Source organism: Streptomyces sp. PTL18 (genome assembly GCF_059510295.1).
Genome location: NZ_JCAJZO010000017.1, coordinates 40,841 through 58,490, shown reverse-complemented (window position 1 = coordinate 58,490; position 17,650 = coordinate 40,841). Strand labels below are relative to the sequence as shown.

The window sequence follows — 17,650 nt, the reverse complement described above, 5'->3', positions numbered from 1 at the left end:
TCATCCTTCCCGTGTCGCCGCGCACACCGCGCGCGCGATCCGTGCCACGTCCGCGTCCCCGGTCACATACGGCGGCATCGTGTAGACGAGGTCCCGGAACGGCCGCAGCCACACGCCCTCGCGCACCGCCGCCCGCGTCGCCGCCGCCATGTCCACCTCGTGGTCGAGCTGGACGACGCCGATGGCGCCGAGCACCCGCACATCCCGCACCCCCGGCAGGTCCGCGGCCTCCGCCAGCCCCTCCCTGAGGCCCGCCTCGATCCGCTTCACCTCCGAGCGCCAGTCCTGACCCAGTAGCAGCCCGACGGACGCGCAGGCCACGGCAGCCGCCAGCGGGTTGCCCATGAACGTCGGGCCGTGTGCGAGCACCGGCACCTCGCCGCGCGAGATGCCCTCGGCGACCCGCGCGGTGCACAACGTGGCCGCCATGGTCATATAGCCGCCGGTCAGCGCCTTGCCCACGCACATCACATCCGGGGTGACGGCCGCGTGCCCGGCCGCGAACAGGGCGCCCGTGCGCCCGAAGCCGGTGGCGATCTCGTCGAACACCAGGAGCACGTCGTGCGCGTCGCACGCCTCGCGCAGCACCCGCAGATAGGCGGGGGAGTGGAAGCGCATACCGCCCGCGCCCTGCACCACCGGTTCCACGATCACCGCGGCGAGTACGTCCGCGTGCCGGGCGATCAGCTCGCGCAGATGCTCCGCGTACCACTCCTCGTACGCGGCCGGGGGAGCGTCCGCGAAGACCTGACGCGGCAGCACACCGGACCACAGCTGGTGCATCCCGCCCTCGGGGTCGCACACGGACATCGGCTGCCAGGTGTCGCCGTGGTAGCCGCCGCGCCAGGTCAGCAGCCGCTGCTTGCCCGTCCGCCCGTGCGAGCGCCAGTACTGCAGGCACATCTTCACCGCGACCTCGACCGACACCGAGCCGGAGTCGGCCAGGAACACATGCTCCAGCCCGTCCGGCGACATGTCGACAAGGAGCTTCGCGAGCCGGACGGCGGGCTCGTGGGTGAGCCCGCCGAACATGACATGGCTCATCCGCCCCAGCTGCTCGCGTGCCGCCTCGTTGAGCACCGGGTGGTTGTAGCCGTGGATGGCCGACCACCACGACGACATTCCGTCCACCAGCTCGCCGGAGCCGTCCGCGAGCCGCAGTCGGACCCCGCTCGCCGACTCCACGACGAGCGGTTCGACGCGACCGGGCATCGGGCCGTAGGGATGCCACACATGCCTGCGGTCCAGCTCCAGCAGCTCGGGAACACCCAGGCCGGCCGGCTCAGGCATTGGGCGCGAGATCCGTCCCGGCACCGCGGCGGCGGACGGCGACGAGGTCGGTACGGGGCTCGTTCACCGACGGAGCCGGAGCCGGTCCGCAGACGCCGCCGTCGTCGTGGCAGCCGCCGGAACCGCCGTCGTGGCAGCCGCCGCCCGCCCGGTGCTCCGGCAGGGTCACCTGGTCGGCGCCCTCCACCTCGAACCCGGCGTCCGCGACCATCTCCAGGTCGGCCCTGCCCGCCTGGCCCTCGCTGGTGAGGTAGTCGCCGAGGAAGATGGAGTTGGCCAGGTGCAGGGCGAGGGGCTGCATCGAGCGCAGGTGGACCTCGCGGCCGCCCGCGATGCGCACCTCGACGTCCGGACACACGAACCGCACCATCGCGAGGATCCGCAGGCACCGCTGCGGCGTCAGGTTCCACTCCTTGGCGAGCGGTGTGCCCTCGAACGGGATCAGGAAGTTCACCGGAACGGAGTCCGGGTCCAGCTCCCGCAGCGCGAAGACGACGTCGACCAGGTCCTCGTCGCTCTCGCCCATGCCCGCGATGAGGCCGGAGCAGGCGGACAGGCCGGCCGCGTGCGCCTTCTGCACGGTGTCGACGCGGTCGTCGTAGGTGTGGGTGGTGGTGATGTCGCCGTACGTCGCCTCGGAGGTGTTGAGGTTGTGGTTGTAGGCGTCGGCGCCCGCCGCGCGCAGCCGTTCGGCCTGGCCGTCGGAGAGCAGGCCGAGGCAGGCGCACACCTCGACGCCCTCGTTCTGCTCCTTGATCGTCCTGATGGTGTCGGTCACCCGCTCCACGTCCCGGTCGGTGGGCCCGCGACCGCTGGCGACGAGGCACACCCGCTTGGCGCCGCCCGCCACACCGGCCGCGGCGGCCCTGGACGCCTCGTCGGGCTTCAGCCAGGTGTACTTGAGAATGTCCGCCTTCGAACCGAGGCGCTGGGAGCAGTAGGAGCAGTCCTCGGGGCACAGGCCGGACTTGAGGTTGACGAGATAGTTGAGTTTCACCCGCCGGCCGAACCAGTGGCGGCGCACCTTGCCGGCCGCGGCCACCACATCGAGCACGTCGTCGTCGGAAGTGGCGAGAACGGCCAGAGCCTCCTCGCGGGTCGGCAGCTCGCGCCGCAACCCCTTGTCCACCAGCGTGTTCAGCAGGTCCATGAGAGCCGATCCTGTCCTACCGGACCGCTCCGGGCCAAGGAGAGTTTGCACAACAGAGACGGTTCGACGTGTGGGTATTGCCACATCCTGGGCGGCTGATCGTCCCGCTAGGGTCTGTGCACTGCCTACAAAACCGCGGAGGAGTCATGGCGTTCGCCTGGATCGACGAGCAGGCACGGGCACGCCGCCGGGCCGGACTGGTCCGCACCCTGCGCCCCCGCGCCGCCGACTCCCCGCTCCTGGACCTCGCGAGCAACGACTACCTGGGTCTCGCCCGCCATCCCGAGGTCGTCGAGGGCGCCGCGGAGGCGGCCCGAAGGTGGGGTGGCGGTTCGACCGGATCCCGGCTCGTCACCGGCACCACCGAACTGCACGGCGAACTGGAGCGCGAACTGGCGGACTTCTGCGGCTTCGAGGCCGCGCTGGTGTTCTCCTCCGGGTACGCGGCCAACCTCGCGGCGGTCACCGCGCTCGCCCCGCACGGCTCCCTGATCGTCTCGGACGCGGGCAACCACGCCTCGCTCATCGACGGCTGCCGGCTGGCGCGCGGCACCACCCAGGTCGTCACGCACGCCGACCCCGAGGCCGTGCGCAAGGCGCTCGGCACCCATGAAGGGCCCGCGATCACGGTCTGTGACACGGTCTTCTCGGTGGACGGCGACGCGGCTCCGCTCGGCGAACTGGCCTCCGCCTGCCGTGCACACGGCGCCGGGCTGGTCGTCGACGACGCGCACGGGCTCGGTGTCCTCGGACCCGGTGGCCGCGGCGCCCCGCACGCGGCCGGGCTCGCGGGAGCGCCGGACGTGGTGACGACGGTGACGCTGTCGAAGTCGCTCGGCAGCCAGGGCGGCGCGGTCCTGGGCCCGGCTCGGGTGATCGACCATCTGGTCAACGCGGCCCGGACGTTCATCTTCGACACCGGCCTCGCCCCGGCCGCGGCGGGCGCGGCACTCGCGGCGCTGCGTCTGCTGCGCCGCGAGCCGGAGCGCGCCGAGCGGGCCCGCACGGTGGCGGCGGCCCTGCACGCCCGTCTGACGGCCGAGGGCCATCGGACGGTACGGCCGGACGCCGCCGTGGTCTCCGTGCGGGCGCCCTCCCCGGAGCAGGCCGTACGGTGGGCGGCCGGCTGCCGGGCGGCCGGGGTCGTCGTCGGCTGCTTCCGCCCGCCGTCCGTGCCGGACGGCATCTCACGACTGCGGCTGACCGCCCGCGCGGATCTCACCGACGGGCAGGTCGAGCACGCCGTACGTGTGATCGGCGAGACGCGACCGTGAGTCGGCGAAACGGCCGTGCATCGCGCGCCACCCGGAAATTGGCTCGAAATCGGCTCACTCACCGCCGATTTCCGCCGGCGAACGTGGTCAGTTCAACCCGTTCAGGAACTCCTTCCACGCCTCGGGGCTGAACGTCAGGGCCGGTCCGGTCACCTTCTTGGAGTCGCGTACGGCCACCAGTCCGGCCCAGGGACCGGTGTTCGGACGGGCGGTCTCGACGCAGTTGTTCATTCCTGTACTACGGCTGCTGCGCACCCAGCGCGCACCAGCGAGACAGGTGCTGGAGGGGACGTGGGGGGCTGACATGGTGCCTCCTTACGCGTCGCCGGCCAACGCGGCGATGTAATCCAACGATTCCTCGGGCGAAAGGGCGTGGATCTGAAGGGACGTGAAGGCCTCGCAGTAGGCCTGGAGGTCTTCTTTCCGCTCGAGATAGAGGCTACTCGTCAAGTGGTCGAGAACGACCACATCCAGATCTGATCTGCTCGGAAATGAGAAGATGACGAAAGGGCCGGTGATGCCGATGTGGGCCCCCGCGGTGAGTGGCAGCACCTGCAGCCGTACTTGGGGCAGTCGCGCCGCTTCCAGCAGGCGCCTGAGCTGCCGAGCCATGACCTCCGGCCCGCCGACCTCCCGCAGCAGCACCGCCTCGTCCAGGACGGCGCCCAGTTCCAACGGCGGATCCGCGCGCAGTACGTCCTGCCGGGCCAGCCGAACCTCCACCAGGGCGTCCAGCTTGGCGTCCTCCAGGGTGCCGACGGCGGCCCGGGTCACCGCCCGGGCGTACTCGGGCGTCTGCAGCAGGCCCGGCACCACGGAGGTCTCCAGGGTGCGCATGCCGCTCGCCTGGGACTCCAGGCTGATGAAATCACGGTAGGCCGGAGGCAGCACCCCGCGGTAGGCGTGCCACCAGTTCTGCCGGCCGCCACCGTCCTCCGAGCCCGCCAGCACCAGCAGCAGTTCCCGCAGCTCCGGGTCCTGAACGCCGTACGCGTCCAGCAGCAGGCGGACGTCCGCCGGCTTGACCCCGCTGGAGCCCGTCTCGATGCGGCTCACCTTCGACTGGTGCCAGCCGACGAGACCGGCCGCCTCCCCGCTCGTGAGGCCCGCCCGGTGGCGCAGGGCGCGCAATTCGGCACCGAGCTTGCGGCGGCGCACCGCTGGTCCGTATTGCATGGCCGACTCCTTCCGCAGGGCGCCCGGTTGCACGGCGAGACGGTAGAGGATGCGCCCGAGGGCACCGCAAACTCGGCCGGTCGTCGCAGAGTTCACCGCTTCGAGCGACAGATATATGCATATCTCGGGGGAACGGGCGCGACAGGGTCCAGGTGGTGGCAGGCTGGCGCGCAGCACCAAGTCCGGGACCCTTACTCGAACCAACCACTCCGTGTCGGACTCCGGTCCCGTGTGGAAAGGGACGACGTCGCCATGGCAGACCACCAGGAAGCATCCGTCACTCTGCCGAGCGATCCCGCCTCGGTCTCCGCCGCCCGAAAATACGTCTCGAGCGTCCTCCTCGAATGGGGGATGCCCGGCGACGCGGAAGTAGCCGACACCGTCCGCCTGATCGTCTCCGAACTCGCCACCAACGCCGTACAGCACACCCTCGGGCAGTCGCCCACCTTCACGGTCGACATCGCGCTCGACCGCGACGAATTACTGCGTATCGGGGTCACCGACAGCCATCCGCGCTTCCCCAAGCGCCTGCCTGCGGCCGTGCAGCAGGACAACGGGCGGGGCATGGTGATCATCCGGTGTCTGACCGCCGAGTGCGGCGGGAAGCTGAGCGTGCGACCCACCCGCGAGGGCGGCAAGACGGTCGCGATCGAGCTGCCGTGGACGAAGCCGATGCAGCCGGTCGCCGCGTCACCGGGGCCGGGGGAGGCGTGAACGCAGATCGCGACGGGCCGCCGCCGTGCGGACCGCTGCCGAAGGCCCGGCGGTCACCGGGACCCCTCGGTCGGCTCCCGGTCGTCCCGCCCGCCGGGGGCCTGCCGCGGTACGACGACCGTGCGCCGCACCACCCAGGGCAGGACGCGCCACAGGCCCAGGCAGACCAGCAGCGTTCCCGCCCCGGCCGCGAGCCCGGCCACCCGGCCGAGGGACACGTCCACCACCAGCAGGACCGATCCGGTGAACGCCAGCATCAGCACCCCCATGCCGACCTTCGCCAGACGGGAGGAGATCCTCACGATGGCGGGCTTGGCGTTCTGCTGGAACAGCGACCGGTGCAGCGCGGCGGGCGCCGTGAACAGGGCTGCGGCCAGCATGGCGAGCAGGAGCGTCGTCACGTAGGTGGTGCGCTGGACCGTGTCCAGAGTGGGGAAGCGCTGGGAGAAGGCCAGCGTCAGCAGGAACGCGAACAGGATCTGCACCCCTGTCTGGGTGACACGCAGCTCCTGCAGCAACTCGGTGAAGTTGCGGTCGGCACGCTCCAGGGGGGTCTCGCGTCGTGCCTGCTCGGGAGGTCGGTCGGCCATGGTCAACGAGTATCCGCTCACCCCTGCCTCACGCCCGCCCCAGCGGGTCGCTTCCGGAGCGATCGAGCCCGGTGGGCCTGCTGCGCAGCCTGAACTGTCGCGTCTCCCCGTCGAGCGGCGTGTCGCGGGGTGACGGCAGGCAACCCCCGTCACCCCGGGCCGCAGGGCCTCAGCGGACGCGGCCGTACCAGACGCTCCTCGTCCAGATCTTCTCCAGCCTGACCACCGACCCCGTCTTCGGGGAGTGCCAGATCTTGCCCTTCCCGGCGTAGATGCCGACGTGGTAGACGTTCCGGCCCGAGTGGAAGAACACCAGGTCCCCGGCCTGCCGCTGGGAGGCGGAGATGTGCCGCGTTTTGTTGTACTGCGCCGCCGCCGTCCGGGGCAGGGTCTTGCCCGCCTTCTTGAACGCGTACAGCGTCAGCCCGGAGCAGTCGAAGCGACGCGGTCCCGCGGCGCCGTACTGGTACGGGGATCCCTTCTTCGACGCCGCGACCTGCAGTGCCCTCGTCGCCGGCGTCGCGGCGGACGCGTCGGGGGCGATACCGGGGACCGCGATGCTGCCGCCGACGGCGGCGATGGTGAGGGCGGAGGCCGTTCCGGCCCGGCCCAGCAGCGACGGGACTCGATTGAGCGCGGTCATGCGCAACCCTTCGTCAGCCGCCTGTGAAGGATGACCTGTCGGATTCGGGCTGGCGAAGTAGCCCGGCCGCTGACGCGGCTTCACCCCAAGGACCGCACGGATCTGTCCGGCGGCCCGCCTTGCTGGGTCCTCCACTCCTGCCGATCCACTCCTGTCGACCGGTCATCCGGGCGGCGGCAGGACTCGGCGTCCGCCCGGACCGCCCCGCCGCGGTGGCGGGGGCTTGTCGTCAGTGAGGGATCTTCACCTAAAGGCGTCGGAAAATCACAACGGAATCGGGGGTTTGTGGCATTACTCACCACTCACCCGTTCGGGTGGACAGCCCTTCGTTCGAAGAGGGTTGAGGAAGAGGACGAGGCCTCGGACCTGCACCGGAGTAGATCATTCCGCCCTGGGGCCAGGCGCGTTGTGCGACGTTGCCCAGCCCCGGGAGGGAGAGGAATCTACTCGGACGGCGGTACCCCGTTCGGCTCGTTTGAGCAACCGCGCGTCGTGGGCTGGTTGCTCACTGCCCGTCAGACCGGGTCGGCGGCACCGTGACGCGGGCCGCGCGGCGTTCGCCGTCGAGGACGCGCAGGGCCCGGGCGAGGGTGGGCCCGTGCATCTCGTTCTCCCCGCGCTGGTGCATCAGTTCCAGCGCCTCACGCAACGCCATCGCCTTGCTCACCAGTGCCTGCGCGGCGCGCAGACCGCGGTAGGTGTCCCCGGAGTGCGCCGGGTTGATGCGGCCGAGCAGGTCGACCACGTCGAGGTAACGGTCGATCAACTCCGCCTCGGCACGGGTCAGCGCGGGCAGTGGGGGCAGTTCCGGTGGCAGCATCGGCGGCTCACCTCGTGCCGGGGGTGGGGCGCGGGACCCTGCGGCTGGGAATGACGCGGTCGATCAGGCCGTACTCCACCGCCGCCGGCGCGTCGAAGATCGTGTCACGCTCGATGTCGGCGGCGATCCGCTCCGGGCTCTGCCCGGTGTGCCGGACGAGCATCTCCTCCAGTCGGCCGCGAACCCGCATCAGCTCTTCGGCCTGGATGAACAGGTCACTGGCCTGCCCCTGAACGGGCTCCGGCAGGGATGGCTGGCGGATGACCACGCGGGCGCCGGGCAGTGCGAACCGCTTGCCCGGTGTGCCCCCGGCGAGCAGCACGGCCGCGGCCGACGCCGCCTGCCCGAGGCAGATCGTCTCCACGTCGCAGCCGACGTACTGCATCGTGTCGTAGACGGCGGCCATCGCGCTGAACGAGCCGCCGGGGGAGTTGATGTACAGCGAGATGTCCCGGTCCGGATCCAGGTACTCGAGGTGCATGAACTGCGCCATCACGTCGTTGGCCGAGATCTCGTCGACCGGCGTGCCGAGGAAGACGATCCGCTCCTCGAGGAGCTTCGCGTAGGGATCGAGCGTCCGGCTTCCGTAGCCGGTGCGTTCCGTGAACTCGGGCAGGACATGGCGGGCGGACGGTCGGTTCATGGCATGCGCCTCCTCGGGCTGACTCCTGTAAAAAATGTACAGGACGTACGTTCCTGGTGGTGGGAAGCATGCTGTCAGCGAAAGCGGCTGCGCGCGCGGTTCCGAGCCTGCTCGGGGCTCCGTGCGATCCCGGGAGGCCCGCCGGGGCCTCCGTCTAAGCTGGACGTCATGGCCTACGAGATTCCGGTGACGCAAGCCAGGGCTGAGCTCGCCGATCTGATCAACCGCGTGGTGTACGGCGGCGAGCGGGTCGTCGTGACGCGGCACGGAAAGCCTCTCGTCGCCCTGGTCTCCGCCGCCGACCTCGAGCGGCTCGCCGCTCTGGACGCGGAGGAGGAGCAGGTGATCAGCTCGGTCTCCAGCGTCCGCGAGGCCGCCTCGGCTCCCCGCGAACGCCACCGCTTCGGCATCGCCGCGGAACACCGGCGGCCGGGCGCCTCCTGACGGCGGGCGAAGGCCCCGCCGGACGATCGGCGGGCGCCGGCCGGTGCGCCGCCGGACCCGGGCCCGGCGGCACGGCACGGCAGGACTCGTCCTCGGCGCAGCGGCCGCGGCCGCGGTTAACGTGCTCGAAACCCGGTGCAATTAGCCTGCCCCTCCACGCCACCAGGCACTTTGCCCCGTGGCTGCGGCAACCGGGCCCCGCACGGTCCGGAGCGAGGACTGTGAGGTGGGACGTGCAACTGACCCCGCACGAGCAAGAGAGGCTGCTGATCCATGTGGCGGCCGACGTCGCCGAGAAGCGCCGGGCCCGCGGGCTGAAGCTCAACCACCCCGAGGCGGTCGCACTCATCACGTCGCACGTCCTCGAAGGCGCGCGGGACGGCCGCAGCGTCGCCGAGCTCATGGCCTCCGGACGCAAGCTGCTGACCCGGGACGACGTCATGGAGGGCGTCCCGGAGATGATCCACGACGTCCAGGTGGAGGCGACCTTCCCGGACGGCACCAAGCTCGTCACCGTTCACGACCCGATCGTCTGAGGGCGGAGGCCGCCATGATTCCCGGAGAGATCCTCTTCGCCGAGGCCCCGATCGTCTACAACGAGGGCCGCGCGGTCACCCGGCTCACCGTCCTCAACGCCGCCGACCGGCCCGTGCAGGTCGGCTCCCACTACCACTTCGCCGAGGCCAACCCCGGCCTTGAATTCGACCGGGCCGCCGCGCGCGGCAAGCGGCTGAACATCGCCGCCGGGACCGCCGTGCGCTTCGAGCCCGGCATCCCCGTGGACGTCGAACTCGTCCCGCTCACCGGCGCCCGCATCGTGCCCGGACTGCGCGGGGAGACCGGAGGTGCCCTCGATGCCTGAGATCTCGCGCGCCGCGTACGCGGACCTGTTCGGGCCGACCACGGGGGACCGGATCCGGCTCGCCGACACCGACCTCCTGATCGAAATCGAGGAGGATCGTTCCGGCGGTCCCGGGCTCGCCGGTGACGAGGCGGTGTTCGGCGGTGGCAAGGTCATCCGCGAATCCATGGGCCAGTCCCGTGCCACCCGCGCCGACGGCACCCCCGACACCGTCATCACCGGTGTCGTCGTCGTCGACCACTGGGGGATCGTCAAGGCCGACGTCGGCATCCGCGACGGCCGGATCACCGCCATCGGCAAGGCGGGCAACCCCGACACCATGGACGGCGTCCACCCGGACCTGGTCCTCGGCCCCGAGACGGAGATCATCGCGGGCAACGGGCGGATCCTCACCGCCGGTGCCATCGACGCGCACGTCCACTTCATCTGCCCGCAGATCGCCGACGAGGCGCTCGCCGCCGGTATCACCACGCTGGTCGGCGGTGGCACCGGACCCGCCGAGGGCTCGAAGGCGACCACCGTCACGCCCGGCCCCTGGCACCTCGCCCGGATGCTGGAGGCGATGGAGGCACACCCGCTCAACATCGGCCTGCTCGGCAAGGGGAACACCGTCTCGCACGACGCGATGCTCTCCCAGATCCGCGGCGGCGCCCTCGGCCTGAAGCTGCACGAGGACTGGGGCTCCACGCCCGCCGTCATCGACGCCGCCCTGACCGTCGCCGACCGCACCGGCATCCAGGTCGCCATCCACACGGACACCCTCAACGAGGCAGGGTTCGTCGGCGACACGCTCGCCGCGATCAACGGACGCGGCATCCACGCCTACCACACCGAGGGCGCGGGCGGCGGCCACGCGCCGGACATCATGACCGTGGTGTCCGAGCCGCACGTGCTGCCCAGCTCCACCAACCCGACCCGGCCGTTCACCGTCAACACCACCGAGGAACACCTCGACATGCTGATGGTGTGCCACCACCTGAACCCCGCGGTGCCGGAGGACCTGGCCTTCGCGGAGTCACGGATCCGGCCGTCCACCATCGGGGCGGAGGACATCCTCCACGACCTGGGCGCGATCTCCATCATCTCGTCGGACTCCCAGGCCATGGGGCGCGTCGGCGAGGTCGTCCTGCGCACCTGGCAGACCGCCCATGTGATGAAGCGGAGGCGCGGCACGCTGCCGGGCGACGGCCGCGCGGACAACCACCGTGTACGTCGCTACGTCGCCAAGTACACGATCAACCCGGCGCTCGCGCAGGGCCTCGCCCAGGAGGTCGGCTCGGTCGAGGCCGGCAAGCTCGCCGACCTGGTGCTGTGGGAGCCCGCGTTCTTCGGGGTCAAGCCGCAGCTCGTCATCAAGGGCGGTCAGATCGCCTACGCGCAGATGGGCGACGCCAACGCGTCCATCCCGACGCCGCAGCCGATCCTGCCGCGGCCGATGTACGGGGCGATCGGACGGGCGCCCGCGTCGAACTCCTTCAACTTCGTGGCGCCGCTCGCGATCGAGGACGGGCTGCCGGAGCGGCTGGCGCTGGGCAAGAGGTTCACGGCCATCGGGTCGACGCGCGGTGTCACCAAGGCGGACATGCGCGAGAACGACGCCCGGCCGCGGGTCGAGGTCGATCCGGACAGCTTCGCCGTCCACATCGACGGCGAGCTGGTCGAGGCGACGCCGGCCGCCGAACTGCCCATGGCCCAGCGCTACTTCCTCTTCTGATGTCCCGGGCAGCGCTTCTCGTCCTGGCCGACGGCCGTTTCCCCGCCGGAGGGCACGCGCATTCCGGAGGGGCCGAGGCTGCCGTCCGCGCGGGACGGATCACCGGGGCCGCGAGCCTGGAGGACTTCTGCCGCGGGCGGCTGCACACGACCGGGTTGGTGTCCGCGTCACTGGCCGCGGCGGCCGCGCTCGGTGCCGACCCGGCCACACTGGACGCCGCGGCGGACGCCCGCACGCCGTCGGCCGCGCTGCGCGCCGCCGCGCGCAGGCTGGGGCGACAGCTGATGCGGGCCGCTCGGGCCGCGTGGCCCTCCGGCGAACTGGACGAGGTGGCACGGGAGTTCCCCAAGGGGGCGCACCAGCCGGTCGTGCTGGGGCTGGTGGCGCGGGCCGCCGGACTGGGAGCCGAGGATGCCGCCTACTGCTCCGCGTACGAGAGCGTCAGCGGGCCGGCCACGGCTGTGGTGCGGTTGCTGAGCCTGGATCCCTTCGACGCGACCGCCGCCCTGGCCCGGCTCACCCCGGAGCTGGACCGTGTCGCGCGCCAGGCGGACGATGCGGCCCGACGCGCCCTGCACGAAGGGGTCGACGCGCTTCCCGCGGCGTCCGCTCCACTGCTGGAGATCGGCGCGGAGGCGCATGCCGCCTGGCCTGTCCGTCTGTTCGCGTCGTAGGGGGTCGCTCCCCTCACCCTTGCCGTCCCTGGGGGCTCCGCCCCCGGGCCCCCGTCCGGCCTGAACGGCCTCGTCCTCACCCGCCGGACGGGCTGATCGATGGAGTCGCTTCCATGCACCTCGACCACACCCACCACACCGACCACAGCCCCTCCGCCCTCAGTGCCGACGCCGAACGCCCCGACGGCTCCCGCCGGGCCCTGCGCATCGGGCTCGGCGGGCCCGTCGGGTCAGGCAAGACCGCCACCGTCGCGGCGCTCTGCCGAGCCCTGCGCGACGAGTTGTCCCTCGCCGTCGTGACCAACGACATCTACACCCGGGAGGACGCCGAGTTCCTGCTGCGGGAGGCGGTGCTGCCGCCCGAGCGGATCACCGCCGTCGAGACCGGCGCCTGTCCGCACACCGCCATCCGGGACGACATCTCCGCCAATCTGGAGGCCGTCGAGGACCTGGAGGACACGGTGGGCCCGCTCGATCTCGTCCTCGTCGAGTCCGGCGGCGACAACCTCACCGCCACCTTCTCCAAGGGGCTCGTCGACGCGCAGATCTTCGTCATCGACGTCGCGGGCGGGGACGACATCCCGCGCAAGGGCGGCCCCGGTGTCACCACCGCCGATCTGCTCGTCGTCAACAAGACCGACCTCGCGGTGTACGTGGGGTCCGACCTCGCCCGGATGGCAGCCGACGCGAAGGCCCAGCGCGGCGACCTGCCCGTGGTCTTCCAGTCGTTGCGCGGCGAGGCCGGTGTCGGCGCGGTCGCCGACTGGGTGCGGCAGCGGCTCGCCGCATGGACGGCGTGAGCACGGGAGTACGGGCCACCGCGCGGATCGTGGCCCGGGACGACGGCCGAGGCGGTACGTCGCTTCCGGTGCTTGCGGGCGAGGGGCCTCTCGCCCTGCGCCGGACGCGGGCGCGCGGCGTCGAGGCGCGGGTGATGCTCGTCGGCGCGATGAGCGGGCCGCTCGGCGGGGACCACCTCACCGTCGAGGCCGAGGTGGGAACCGGTGCCCTGCTGCACGTCGGATCGGCCGCCGCGACCATCGCGCTGCCCGGTCAGACCAAGGGCGACGCCCGCTACGACCTCCGGCTCGACGTGGCCGCCGACGGAGAACTGCGCTGGCTGCCCGAGCAGTTGATCTCGGCCAACGGAAGCGAGCTGTACGTCTCCTCGCGCATCGACCTCGCGCAGGGCGCCCGGCTCGTCTTCCGCGAGGAGCAGGTCCTCGGGCGTGCCGGTGAGGAGTCCGGGCGGCTCACCAGCCGTCTCACCGTGCGGCTGGAGGGGCGGCCGCTGCTCGACCAGGAAGTGGCCTGCGGACCGGGTGCCCCCGGCGGCTGGGACGGGCCCGCCGTACTGGCGGGACATCGGGCGCTCGGACAACTGCTCGTCGTACGCCCCGAGTTCCAACGGGCGCCGGCGACGGCGCGGCCGCTCGGGGAGTGCGCCGCGCTCACGCCGCTCGTCGGGCCGGGCGTGCTCGTCACCGCGGTCGCCCCCGACGCGCTGCGGCTGCGGCGGACGCTGGACGAGGCGTTGCACATCCTTGGCTGAAACTCGGCTCTCCGCTCAACGGACCGCGCTGTACCGGTTATCGGATCGGTAAAGAGAGCCAAATACCCTCTGTTCTCGGGCACGTCACAGCCGAAAGGATCCCCCGTACCCATCGCAACGATGTACGGGGAGGTCCCACTTGAGGGGAAACAGACCGACGAGGCGAGCGACCGCGCTCGGCTCAGCGGGGGCGCTCGTCACGGCGGCGCTGATAGCCGGCGCCGTGGCGGCACCGTCGGCCACCGCCGACTCGCGCCACGGTCAGGACCGGGAGGCCCGCGGCGCCGCGATCGCCGCAGCGCGGGCCGCCAAGGACGGAATCGACTGGCAGAACTGCCCGGCTGACTGGGGACTCGAGAAGCCCATCCAGTGCGGCTGGGTGACCGTCCCGCTCGACTACGCCCACCCGGACGGCAAGCAGATCAGGCTCGCCGTCGACCGCATCGGGAACACCGGCACCAAGCAGGAGCGCCAGGGCGCCCTCGTCTACAACCCGGGCGGCCCCGGCGGTTCCGGACTCCGTTTCCCGCGGCGGGTCACCACCAAGAACGCCATCTGGGCCAAGGTGGCCAAGGCGTACGACTTCGTGGGCTTCGATCCGCGCGGCGTCGGTCACTCGGCGCCCATCTCCTGCGAGGACCCGCAGGAGTTCGTGAAGGCGCCCAAGGCGGACCCTGTACCCGACACCGAGGCGGACAAGCTCGCCCAGCGCAAGCTGGCGCGTGAGTACGCGGAGGGCTGCCTGGAGCGCACCGGCCGTGCGATGCTCCAGCGGATGACCACGCCCAACACCGCACGGGACCTGGACGTCATCCGTGCGGCGCTCGGCGAGCGGAAGCTCAACTACCTGGGCGTGTCGTACGGCACGTACCTGGGCGCCGTCTACGGCACGCTCTTCCCGGGGCACATCCGGCGCATGATCGTCGACAGCGTGGTCAACCCGTCGCGCGAGAAGATCTGGTACCAGGCCAACCTCGACCAGGACGTCGCTTTCGAGGGCCGCTGGAAGGACTGGGAGGACTGGGTCGCCGCGAACGACGCCTCCTTCCACCTGGGCACGACCCGGGCCGCGGTACAGCAGAAGTGGCTCCGGCTGCGCGCGACGGCGAAGAAGAACCCGATCGGCGGTGTCGTCGGCCCGGCCGAGCTGCTCGCCTTCTTCCAGAGCGCGCCGTACTACGACTCCTCGTGGGTCCCGGTCGCCACCGTCTTCAGCAGGTACGTCGCCGGGGACACCCGGGCCCTCGTCGACGCGGCGGCGCCGAACCCGTCGGACACGGCGGGCAACATCACGTCCGAGAACGGCAACGCGGTCTACACGGCCGTCGAGTGCACCGACGCCAAGTGGCCGAGGAGCTGGCGCAAGTGGGACCGGGACAACACCCGGCTCGACAAGAACCATCCGTTCATGACCTGGGCCAACGCATGGATGAACCTGCCGTGCGCCACCTGGCCGGTCAAGCAGCAGAACCCGGTCGACGTCCGTACCGGCAAGGGCCTGCCGACCGTCCTGATCGTGCAGTCCACCCGTGACGCCGCGACGCCCTTCGACGGCGCGGTCGAACTGCACAAGCGCTTCAAGGGCTCCCGCCTGATCATCGAGAAGGACGCGGGCTCCCACGGCGTGACCGGTCTGGTCAACCCGTGCATCAATAACCGGGTCGACAGCTACCTGCTCACCGGCCGGACGGACAGCGCCGACGTGACCTGTACGCCGCACGCCACGCCGAAGCCGTAGTACGCGCAGCAGGCGGTCCTCGGTGCGCCTGCGCCCGAGGGGGCGGCCGATCCCGGCCGCCCCCTCGTCTGCCCGCCCCCTCAGCTCAGCGGAAGCCGCGGGAGCTTCCGGCCCCGCTCCGCGTCCTTCTCCGCCTGCTCCGCCTTGACGACCGCCGCGTACTGGTCGACGTACTCCTGCTCGGACAGGGAGAGGATGGCGTACATGATCTCGTCGGTGACGGCGCGCAGGACGGCCTTCTCCTTCTCCATGCCGGCGTAGCGGGAGAAGTCGAGTGGCCCGCCGAAGCGGATCACCACGGGGCGGAGGTTCGGGATGACCTGGCCCGGCGGTTGCGCCTCGAACGTGCCGATCATCGCGCAGGGAATGACCGGGACCTGCGCCTTCAGCGCCATCACCGCCACGCCCACCTTGCCCTTGTAGAGGCGGCCGTCGTGGGAGCGGGTGCCCTCGGGGTAGATGCCCAGCAGCTCGCCCTTGCGGAGGACGCCGAGGCCCTCGCGGATGGCGGCCTGCCCGGCCTCCTTGCCGGAGCGGTCCACCGGGATCTGCCCGGCGCTGCGGAAGAACGCGGCGGTGAGCCGTCCCTTGACGCCGGGGCCGGTGAAGTACTCGGCCTTGGCGAGGAACGTGATGCGCCGTTTGAGGATCGCGGGCATCAGGAAGTGGTCGGAGAAGGAGAGATGGTTGCCGGCGATGATGGCCGGCCCCTCAGCCGGAACGTGTTCCAGGCCCTCGATGCGCGGCCGGAAGACCAGTCTCAGCAGCGGTCCCAGAAGGATGTATTTGAGCACGTAGTAGAACACGGCTTACCCCTCACTTCGGCAGGCCCGCTGCTGACCAGGGTTTCCGCAGGTCAACCCGAGAATTGTAGAACCTGACCCGGGTGTGCCCGTAGTCATCTGCAACCAATCTTCGGCAGGAGTCGCGCCGACCCTTCGCCGAGTGCGCCGATGGGCCGTCAGTCGCCGGTTTGCCCGGTCGGCGGTTGGGCTGGTGGCCTGGGGTTGTCCCGGGCCGAGGTGGTGCACGGCGGTCTGGTCGTGTACGCCACCGAAGGTCGGTTGAGCGATACGGCGCCGCCAACGCCTCAAGCCGAGAGCGCCGGTTCCCGGCCGTCCGGGTCCTCCGTGCACGCGGCCGCCAGATCGTCCAGAGACACATGCAGCGCGGCGGCCAGCGCCGCGATGGTGAAGAAGGCGGGGGTCGGGGCCCGGCCGGTTTCGATCTTGCGCAGGGTCTCCGCGGAGACCCCCGCCACGGCCGCCACCTCCGCCATGCTGCGGCTGCCGCGCGCTCGACGCAGCAGCGCGCCGAACCGTTCGCCGCGTTCCCGTTCCCACGGTGTCAAAGGAGTCCTCACCATGCCCGTGATACTAATACCGGTATAAGTATTGGGTCGACCTGTCGTGGGGAGTCAACGCATGGTGGAGATCAAGACCGATGCCGCGTTGGAGGCGATGCGGGAAGCCGGACGTGTGGTGGCCCGGGCCCTGGTCGCAGTCCGAGAAGCGGCCGGTGTGGGGGTGTCCCTGCGGGAACTCGACGAAGCGGCCCGGTCGGTTCTGGCGGAGGCCGGAGCCGGCTCCCCGTTCCTCGGATACCGGCCCTCCTTCGCACCGGTCGCTTTCCCGGCCGTGATCTGCACGTCTGTCAACGACGCCGTCTCGCACGGCATCCCCACCGGCTACCGGCTGCGCGACGGTGACCTGGTGAGCATCGACTGCGGCGCCCGGCTCGACGGCTGGACGGGTGACGCGGCCGTCACCTTCACCGTCGGAACGCCACGCCCCGGCGACCTCGATCTGATCGAAGCCACCCAGCGGGCCCTGGACGCCGGCATCGCCGCAGCCCGGGTGGGCAGTCGCATCGGCGACATCTCCCACGCCATCGACACCGTCGCCCGCAAGGCGGGCTGCGGCATGCCCGCCGACTTCGGCGGCCACGGCATCGGCCGCCGCATGCACGAAGACCCTCATGTCCCCAACCGCGGCCGCCCCGGCCGTGGCTTCCCGCTGCGCCACGGCCTCGTCCTCGCCATCGAACCCATGCTCATGGCCGGCGGGCAGAACACCTACCGCACCGATATCGACGGCTGGACCCTGCGCACCACCGACGGCAGCAGGGCCGCCCACATCGAGCACACCGTCGCCATCACCGACCAGGGTCCCCGCATCCTGACCGTGCCCTGACGTTCTCCCGCACGCTGCCGGACCCGGGGCCGGACCGTTCGGCGGGCAGGTCGGCCGGCTGCGGCCGGCCGTGGCGGACCGGCCCCCGGTCGGTGCGCAGTGCTGCACGCACCGGAGCGCCACGCAGCTCACGCACCGTCAGAACCCTCCTGGCTCCGGCGCGGGCAGCCGGAG

At 71.4% G+C, this 17,650-nt stretch carries 21 protein-coding genes and 1 riboswitch; of the genes, 11 read left to right on the top strand and 10 right to left on the bottom strand.

Annotated features, from left to right (window positions below; translation table 11 throughout):
- Complete coding sequence (locus AC5WS8_RS27115; RefSeq protein ID WP_496106098.1) at nt 1-1,290, bottom strand: adenosylmethionine--8-amino-7-oxononanoate transaminase; 1,290 nt, start codon at nt 1,288-1,290, stop codon at nt 1-3.
- Nucleotides 1,283-2,440 carry a biotin synthase BioB gene (gene bioB, locus AC5WS8_RS27110; RefSeq protein WP_496106097.1) on the bottom strand — a complete coding sequence of 386 codons (1,158 nt, stop codon included), beginning with the start codon at nt 2,438-2,440 and terminating at the stop codon, nt 1,283-1,285. Before bioB ends, AC5WS8_RS27115 begins: the two co-directional genes overlap by 8 nt.
- Before the next feature lie 146 nt (nt 2,441-2,586).
- Here bioB and AC5WS8_RS27105 point away from each other — a divergent pair, with 146 nt between their 5' ends.
- Nucleotides 2,587-3,714, top strand: a complete 1,128-nt coding sequence (locus AC5WS8_RS27105; RefSeq protein ID WP_496106096.1) for an 8-amino-7-oxononanoate synthase — start codon at nt 2,587-2,589, stop codon at nt 3,712-3,714.
- 87 nt (nt 3,715-3,801) lie between these two features.
- Here the strand turns inward: AC5WS8_RS27105 and AC5WS8_RS27100 are convergent, their stop codons facing one another.
- Together AC5WS8_RS27100 and AC5WS8_RS27095 are read right to left on the bottom strand one after the other, a co-directional pair.
- Entirely contained in the window at nt 3,802-4,020 is a 219-nt protein-coding gene (locus AC5WS8_RS27100; RefSeq protein WP_496106095.1) for a DUF397 domain-containing protein, read from the bottom strand.
- Nucleotides 4,021-4,029: 9 nt separating this feature from the next.
- Complete coding sequence (locus AC5WS8_RS27095; protein WP_496106094.1) at nt 4,030-4,890, bottom strand: helix-turn-helix domain-containing protein; 861 nt, start codon at nt 4,888-4,890, stop codon at nt 4,030-4,032.
- Nucleotides 4,891-5,142: 252 nt separating this feature from the next.
- On the opposite strand from AC5WS8_RS27095, the gene AC5WS8_RS27090 reads away from it, so the two are divergent.
- Nucleotides 5,143-5,604, top strand: a complete 462-nt coding sequence (locus tag AC5WS8_RS27090) for an ATP-binding protein (protein WP_496106093.1) — start codon at nt 5,143-5,145, stop codon at nt 5,602-5,604.
- 53 nt (nt 5,605-5,657) lie between these two features.
- On the opposite strand, the gene AC5WS8_RS27085 is transcribed toward AC5WS8_RS27090, so the two are convergent.
- The 4 genes from AC5WS8_RS27085 to AC5WS8_RS27070 all read right to left on the bottom strand — a co-directional run bounded on the left by AC5WS8_RS27085 (nt 5,658) and on the right by AC5WS8_RS27070 (nt 8,300).
- On the bottom strand, nt 5,658-6,194 hold the full coding sequence (locus AC5WS8_RS27085) for a DUF6328 family protein (RefSeq protein ID WP_496106092.1): 537 nt from the start codon (nt 6,192-6,194) through the stop codon (nt 5,658-5,660).
- Nucleotides 6,195-6,363: 169 nt separating this feature from the next.
- Nucleotides 6,364-6,837, bottom strand: coding sequence for a C40 family peptidase (locus AC5WS8_RS27080; RefSeq protein ID WP_496106091.1), 474 nt, complete (start codon nt 6,835-6,837; stop codon nt 6,364-6,366).
- A gap of 3 nt (nt 6,838-6,840) precedes the next feature.
- Nucleotides 6,841-7,023: riboswitch (cyclic di-AMP (ydaO/yuaA leader) on the bottom strand.
- A gap of 319 nt (nt 7,024-7,342) precedes the next feature.
- Nucleotides 7,343-7,657 carry a hypothetical protein gene (locus AC5WS8_RS27075; RefSeq protein WP_496106090.1) on the bottom strand — a complete coding sequence of 105 codons (315 nt, stop codon included), beginning with the start codon at nt 7,655-7,657 and terminating at the stop codon, nt 7,343-7,345.
- Between the two features lie 7 nt (nt 7,658-7,664).
- Nucleotides 7,665-8,300: an ATP-dependent Clp protease proteolytic subunit gene (locus tag AC5WS8_RS27070; protein ID WP_496106089.1), complete on the bottom strand. Its 636-nt coding sequence runs from the start codon at nt 8,298-8,300 to the stop codon at nt 7,665-7,667.
- Nucleotides 8,301-8,468: 168 nt separating this feature from the next.
- Here AC5WS8_RS27070 and AC5WS8_RS27065 point away from each other — a divergent pair, with 168 nt between their 5' ends.
- The 8 genes from AC5WS8_RS27065 (at nt 8,469) to AC5WS8_RS27030 (ending at nt 15,284) form a co-directional block, all read left to right on the top strand.
- Nucleotides 8,469-8,744 carry a type II toxin-antitoxin system Phd/YefM family antitoxin gene (locus AC5WS8_RS27065; RefSeq protein ID WP_496106088.1) on the top strand — a complete coding sequence of 92 codons (276 nt, stop codon included), beginning with the start codon at nt 8,469-8,471 and terminating at the stop codon, nt 8,742-8,744.
- Nucleotides 8,745-8,977: 233 nt separating this feature from the next.
- The gene (locus AC5WS8_RS27060; RefSeq protein ID WP_496106087.1) at nt 8,978-9,280 is read left to right on the top strand and encodes an urease subunit gamma; all 303 of its coding nucleotides are present in this window, start codon (nt 8,978-8,980) and stop codon (nt 9,278-9,280) included.
- Nucleotides 9,281-9,294: 14 nt separating this feature from the next.
- Nucleotides 9,295-9,606, top strand: a complete 312-nt coding sequence (locus AC5WS8_RS27055; RefSeq protein WP_496106086.1) for an urease subunit beta — start codon at nt 9,295-9,297, stop codon at nt 9,604-9,606.
- Nucleotides 9,599-11,320 (top strand): urease subunit alpha, encoded by a 1,722-nt coding sequence (locus tag AC5WS8_RS27050; protein WP_496106085.1) that lies wholly within the window; start codon nt 9,599-9,601, stop codon nt 11,318-11,320. The genes AC5WS8_RS27055 and AC5WS8_RS27050 overlap by 8 nt, the downstream gene beginning before the upstream one ends.
- On the top strand, nt 11,320-11,994 hold the full coding sequence (locus AC5WS8_RS27045; protein WP_496106084.1) for an urease accessory protein UreF: 675 nt from the start codon (nt 11,320-11,322) through the stop codon (nt 11,992-11,994). The genes AC5WS8_RS27050 and AC5WS8_RS27045 overlap by 1 nt, the downstream gene beginning before the upstream one ends.
- A 113-nt stretch (nt 11,995-12,107) precedes the next feature.
- A complete protein-coding gene (gene ureG / locus AC5WS8_RS27040) occupies nt 12,108-12,794 on the top strand; it encodes an urease accessory protein UreG (protein WP_496106083.1) in 687 nt (228 codons plus the stop codon).
- Nucleotides 12,782-13,546 carry an urease accessory protein UreD gene (locus AC5WS8_RS27035; RefSeq protein ID WP_496106082.1) on the top strand — a complete coding sequence of 255 codons (765 nt, stop codon included), beginning with the start codon at nt 12,782-12,784 and terminating at the stop codon, nt 13,544-13,546. The genes ureG and AC5WS8_RS27035 overlap by 13 nt, the downstream gene beginning before the upstream one ends.
- Before the next feature lie 139 nt (nt 13,547-13,685).
- The gene (locus AC5WS8_RS27030; RefSeq protein ID WP_496106081.1) at nt 13,686-15,284 is read left to right on the top strand and encodes an alpha/beta hydrolase; all 1,599 of its coding nucleotides are present in this window, start codon (nt 13,686-13,688) and stop codon (nt 15,282-15,284) included.
- A gap of 80 nt (nt 15,285-15,364) precedes the next feature.
- Here AC5WS8_RS27030 and AC5WS8_RS27025 read toward each other — a convergent pair whose 3' ends face one another.
- Both AC5WS8_RS27025 and AC5WS8_RS27020 read right to left on the bottom strand, forming a co-directional pair.
- On the bottom strand, nt 15,365-16,090 hold the full coding sequence (locus AC5WS8_RS27025) for a lysophospholipid acyltransferase family protein (protein ID WP_496106080.1): 726 nt from the start codon (nt 16,088-16,090) through the stop codon (nt 15,365-15,367).
- A gap of 284 nt (nt 16,091-16,374) precedes the next feature.
- Nucleotides 16,375-16,650 carry a helix-turn-helix domain-containing protein gene (locus AC5WS8_RS27020; RefSeq protein ID WP_496106079.1) on the bottom strand — a complete coding sequence of 92 codons (276 nt, stop codon included), beginning with the start codon at nt 16,648-16,650 and terminating at the stop codon, nt 16,375-16,377.
- Nucleotides 16,651-16,708: 58 nt separating this feature from the next.
- Between AC5WS8_RS27020 and map the strand changes: the two genes are divergently transcribed.
- Nucleotides 16,709-17,476, top strand: coding sequence for a type I methionyl aminopeptidase (gene map / locus AC5WS8_RS27015; protein WP_496106078.1), 768 nt, complete (start codon nt 16,709-16,711; stop codon nt 17,474-17,476).
- The last annotated feature ends 174 nt before the right edge of the window (nt 17,477-17,650 follow it).

Excerpts from the sequence above, each read along its gene's own strand:
- AC5WS8_RS27115 (WP_496106098.1), bottom strand. The coding sequence starts at position 1,290 with ATGCCTGAGCCGGCCGGCCTGGGTGTTCCCGAGCTGCTGGAGCTGGAC.
- bioB (WP_496106097.1), bottom strand. The coding sequence starts at position 2,440 with ATGGACCTGCTGAACACGCTGGTGGACAAGGGGTTGCGGCGCGAGCTG.
- AC5WS8_RS27105 (WP_496106096.1), top strand. The coding sequence starts at position 2,587 with ATGGCGTTCGCCTGGATCGACGAGCAGGCACGGGCACGCCGCCGGGCC.
- AC5WS8_RS27100 (WP_496106095.1), bottom strand. The coding sequence starts at position 4,020 with ATGTCAGCCCCCCACGTCCCCTCCAGCACCTGTCTCGCTGGTGCGCGC.
- AC5WS8_RS27095 (WP_496106094.1), bottom strand. The coding sequence starts at position 4,890 with ATGCAATACGGACCAGCGGTGCGCCGCCGCAAGCTCGGTGCCGAATTG.
- AC5WS8_RS27090 (WP_496106093.1), top strand. The coding sequence starts at position 5,143 with ATGGCAGACCACCAGGAAGCATCCGTCACTCTGCCGAGCGATCCCGCC.
- AC5WS8_RS27085 (WP_496106092.1), bottom strand. The coding sequence starts at position 6,194 with ATGGCCGACCGACCTCCCGAGCAGGCACGACGCGAGACCCCCCTGGAG.
- AC5WS8_RS27080 (WP_496106091.1), bottom strand. The coding sequence starts at position 6,837 with ATGACCGCGCTCAATCGAGTCCCGTCGCTGCTGGGCCGGGCCGGAACG.
- AC5WS8_RS27075 (WP_496106090.1), bottom strand. The coding sequence starts at position 7,657 with ATGCTGCCACCGGAACTGCCCCCACTGCCCGCGCTGACCCGTGCCGAG.
- AC5WS8_RS27070 (WP_496106089.1), bottom strand. The coding sequence starts at position 8,300 with ATGAACCGACCGTCCGCCCGCCATGTCCTGCCCGAGTTCACGGAACGC.
- AC5WS8_RS27065 (WP_496106088.1), top strand. The coding sequence starts at position 8,469 with ATGGCCTACGAGATTCCGGTGACGCAAGCCAGGGCTGAGCTCGCCGAT.
- AC5WS8_RS27055 (WP_496106086.1), top strand. The coding sequence starts at position 9,295 with ATGATTCCCGGAGAGATCCTCTTCGCCGAGGCCCCGATCGTCTACAAC.
- AC5WS8_RS27050 (WP_496106085.1), top strand. The coding sequence starts at position 9,599 with ATGCCTGAGATCTCGCGCGCCGCGTACGCGGACCTGTTCGGGCCGACC.
- AC5WS8_RS27045 (WP_496106084.1), top strand. The coding sequence starts at position 11,320 with ATGTCCCGGGCAGCGCTTCTCGTCCTGGCCGACGGCCGTTTCCCCGCC.
- ureG (WP_496106083.1), top strand. The coding sequence starts at position 12,108 with ATGCACCTCGACCACACCCACCACACCGACCACAGCCCCTCCGCCCTC.
- AC5WS8_RS27035 (WP_496106082.1), top strand. The coding sequence starts at position 12,782 with ATGGACGGCGTGAGCACGGGAGTACGGGCCACCGCGCGGATCGTGGCC.
- AC5WS8_RS27020 (WP_496106079.1), bottom strand. The coding sequence starts at position 16,650 with ATGGTGAGGACTCCTTTGACACCGTGGGAACGGGAACGCGGCGAACGG.
- map (WP_496106078.1), top strand. The coding sequence starts at position 16,709 with ATGGTGGAGATCAAGACCGATGCCGCGTTGGAGGCGATGCGGGAAGCC.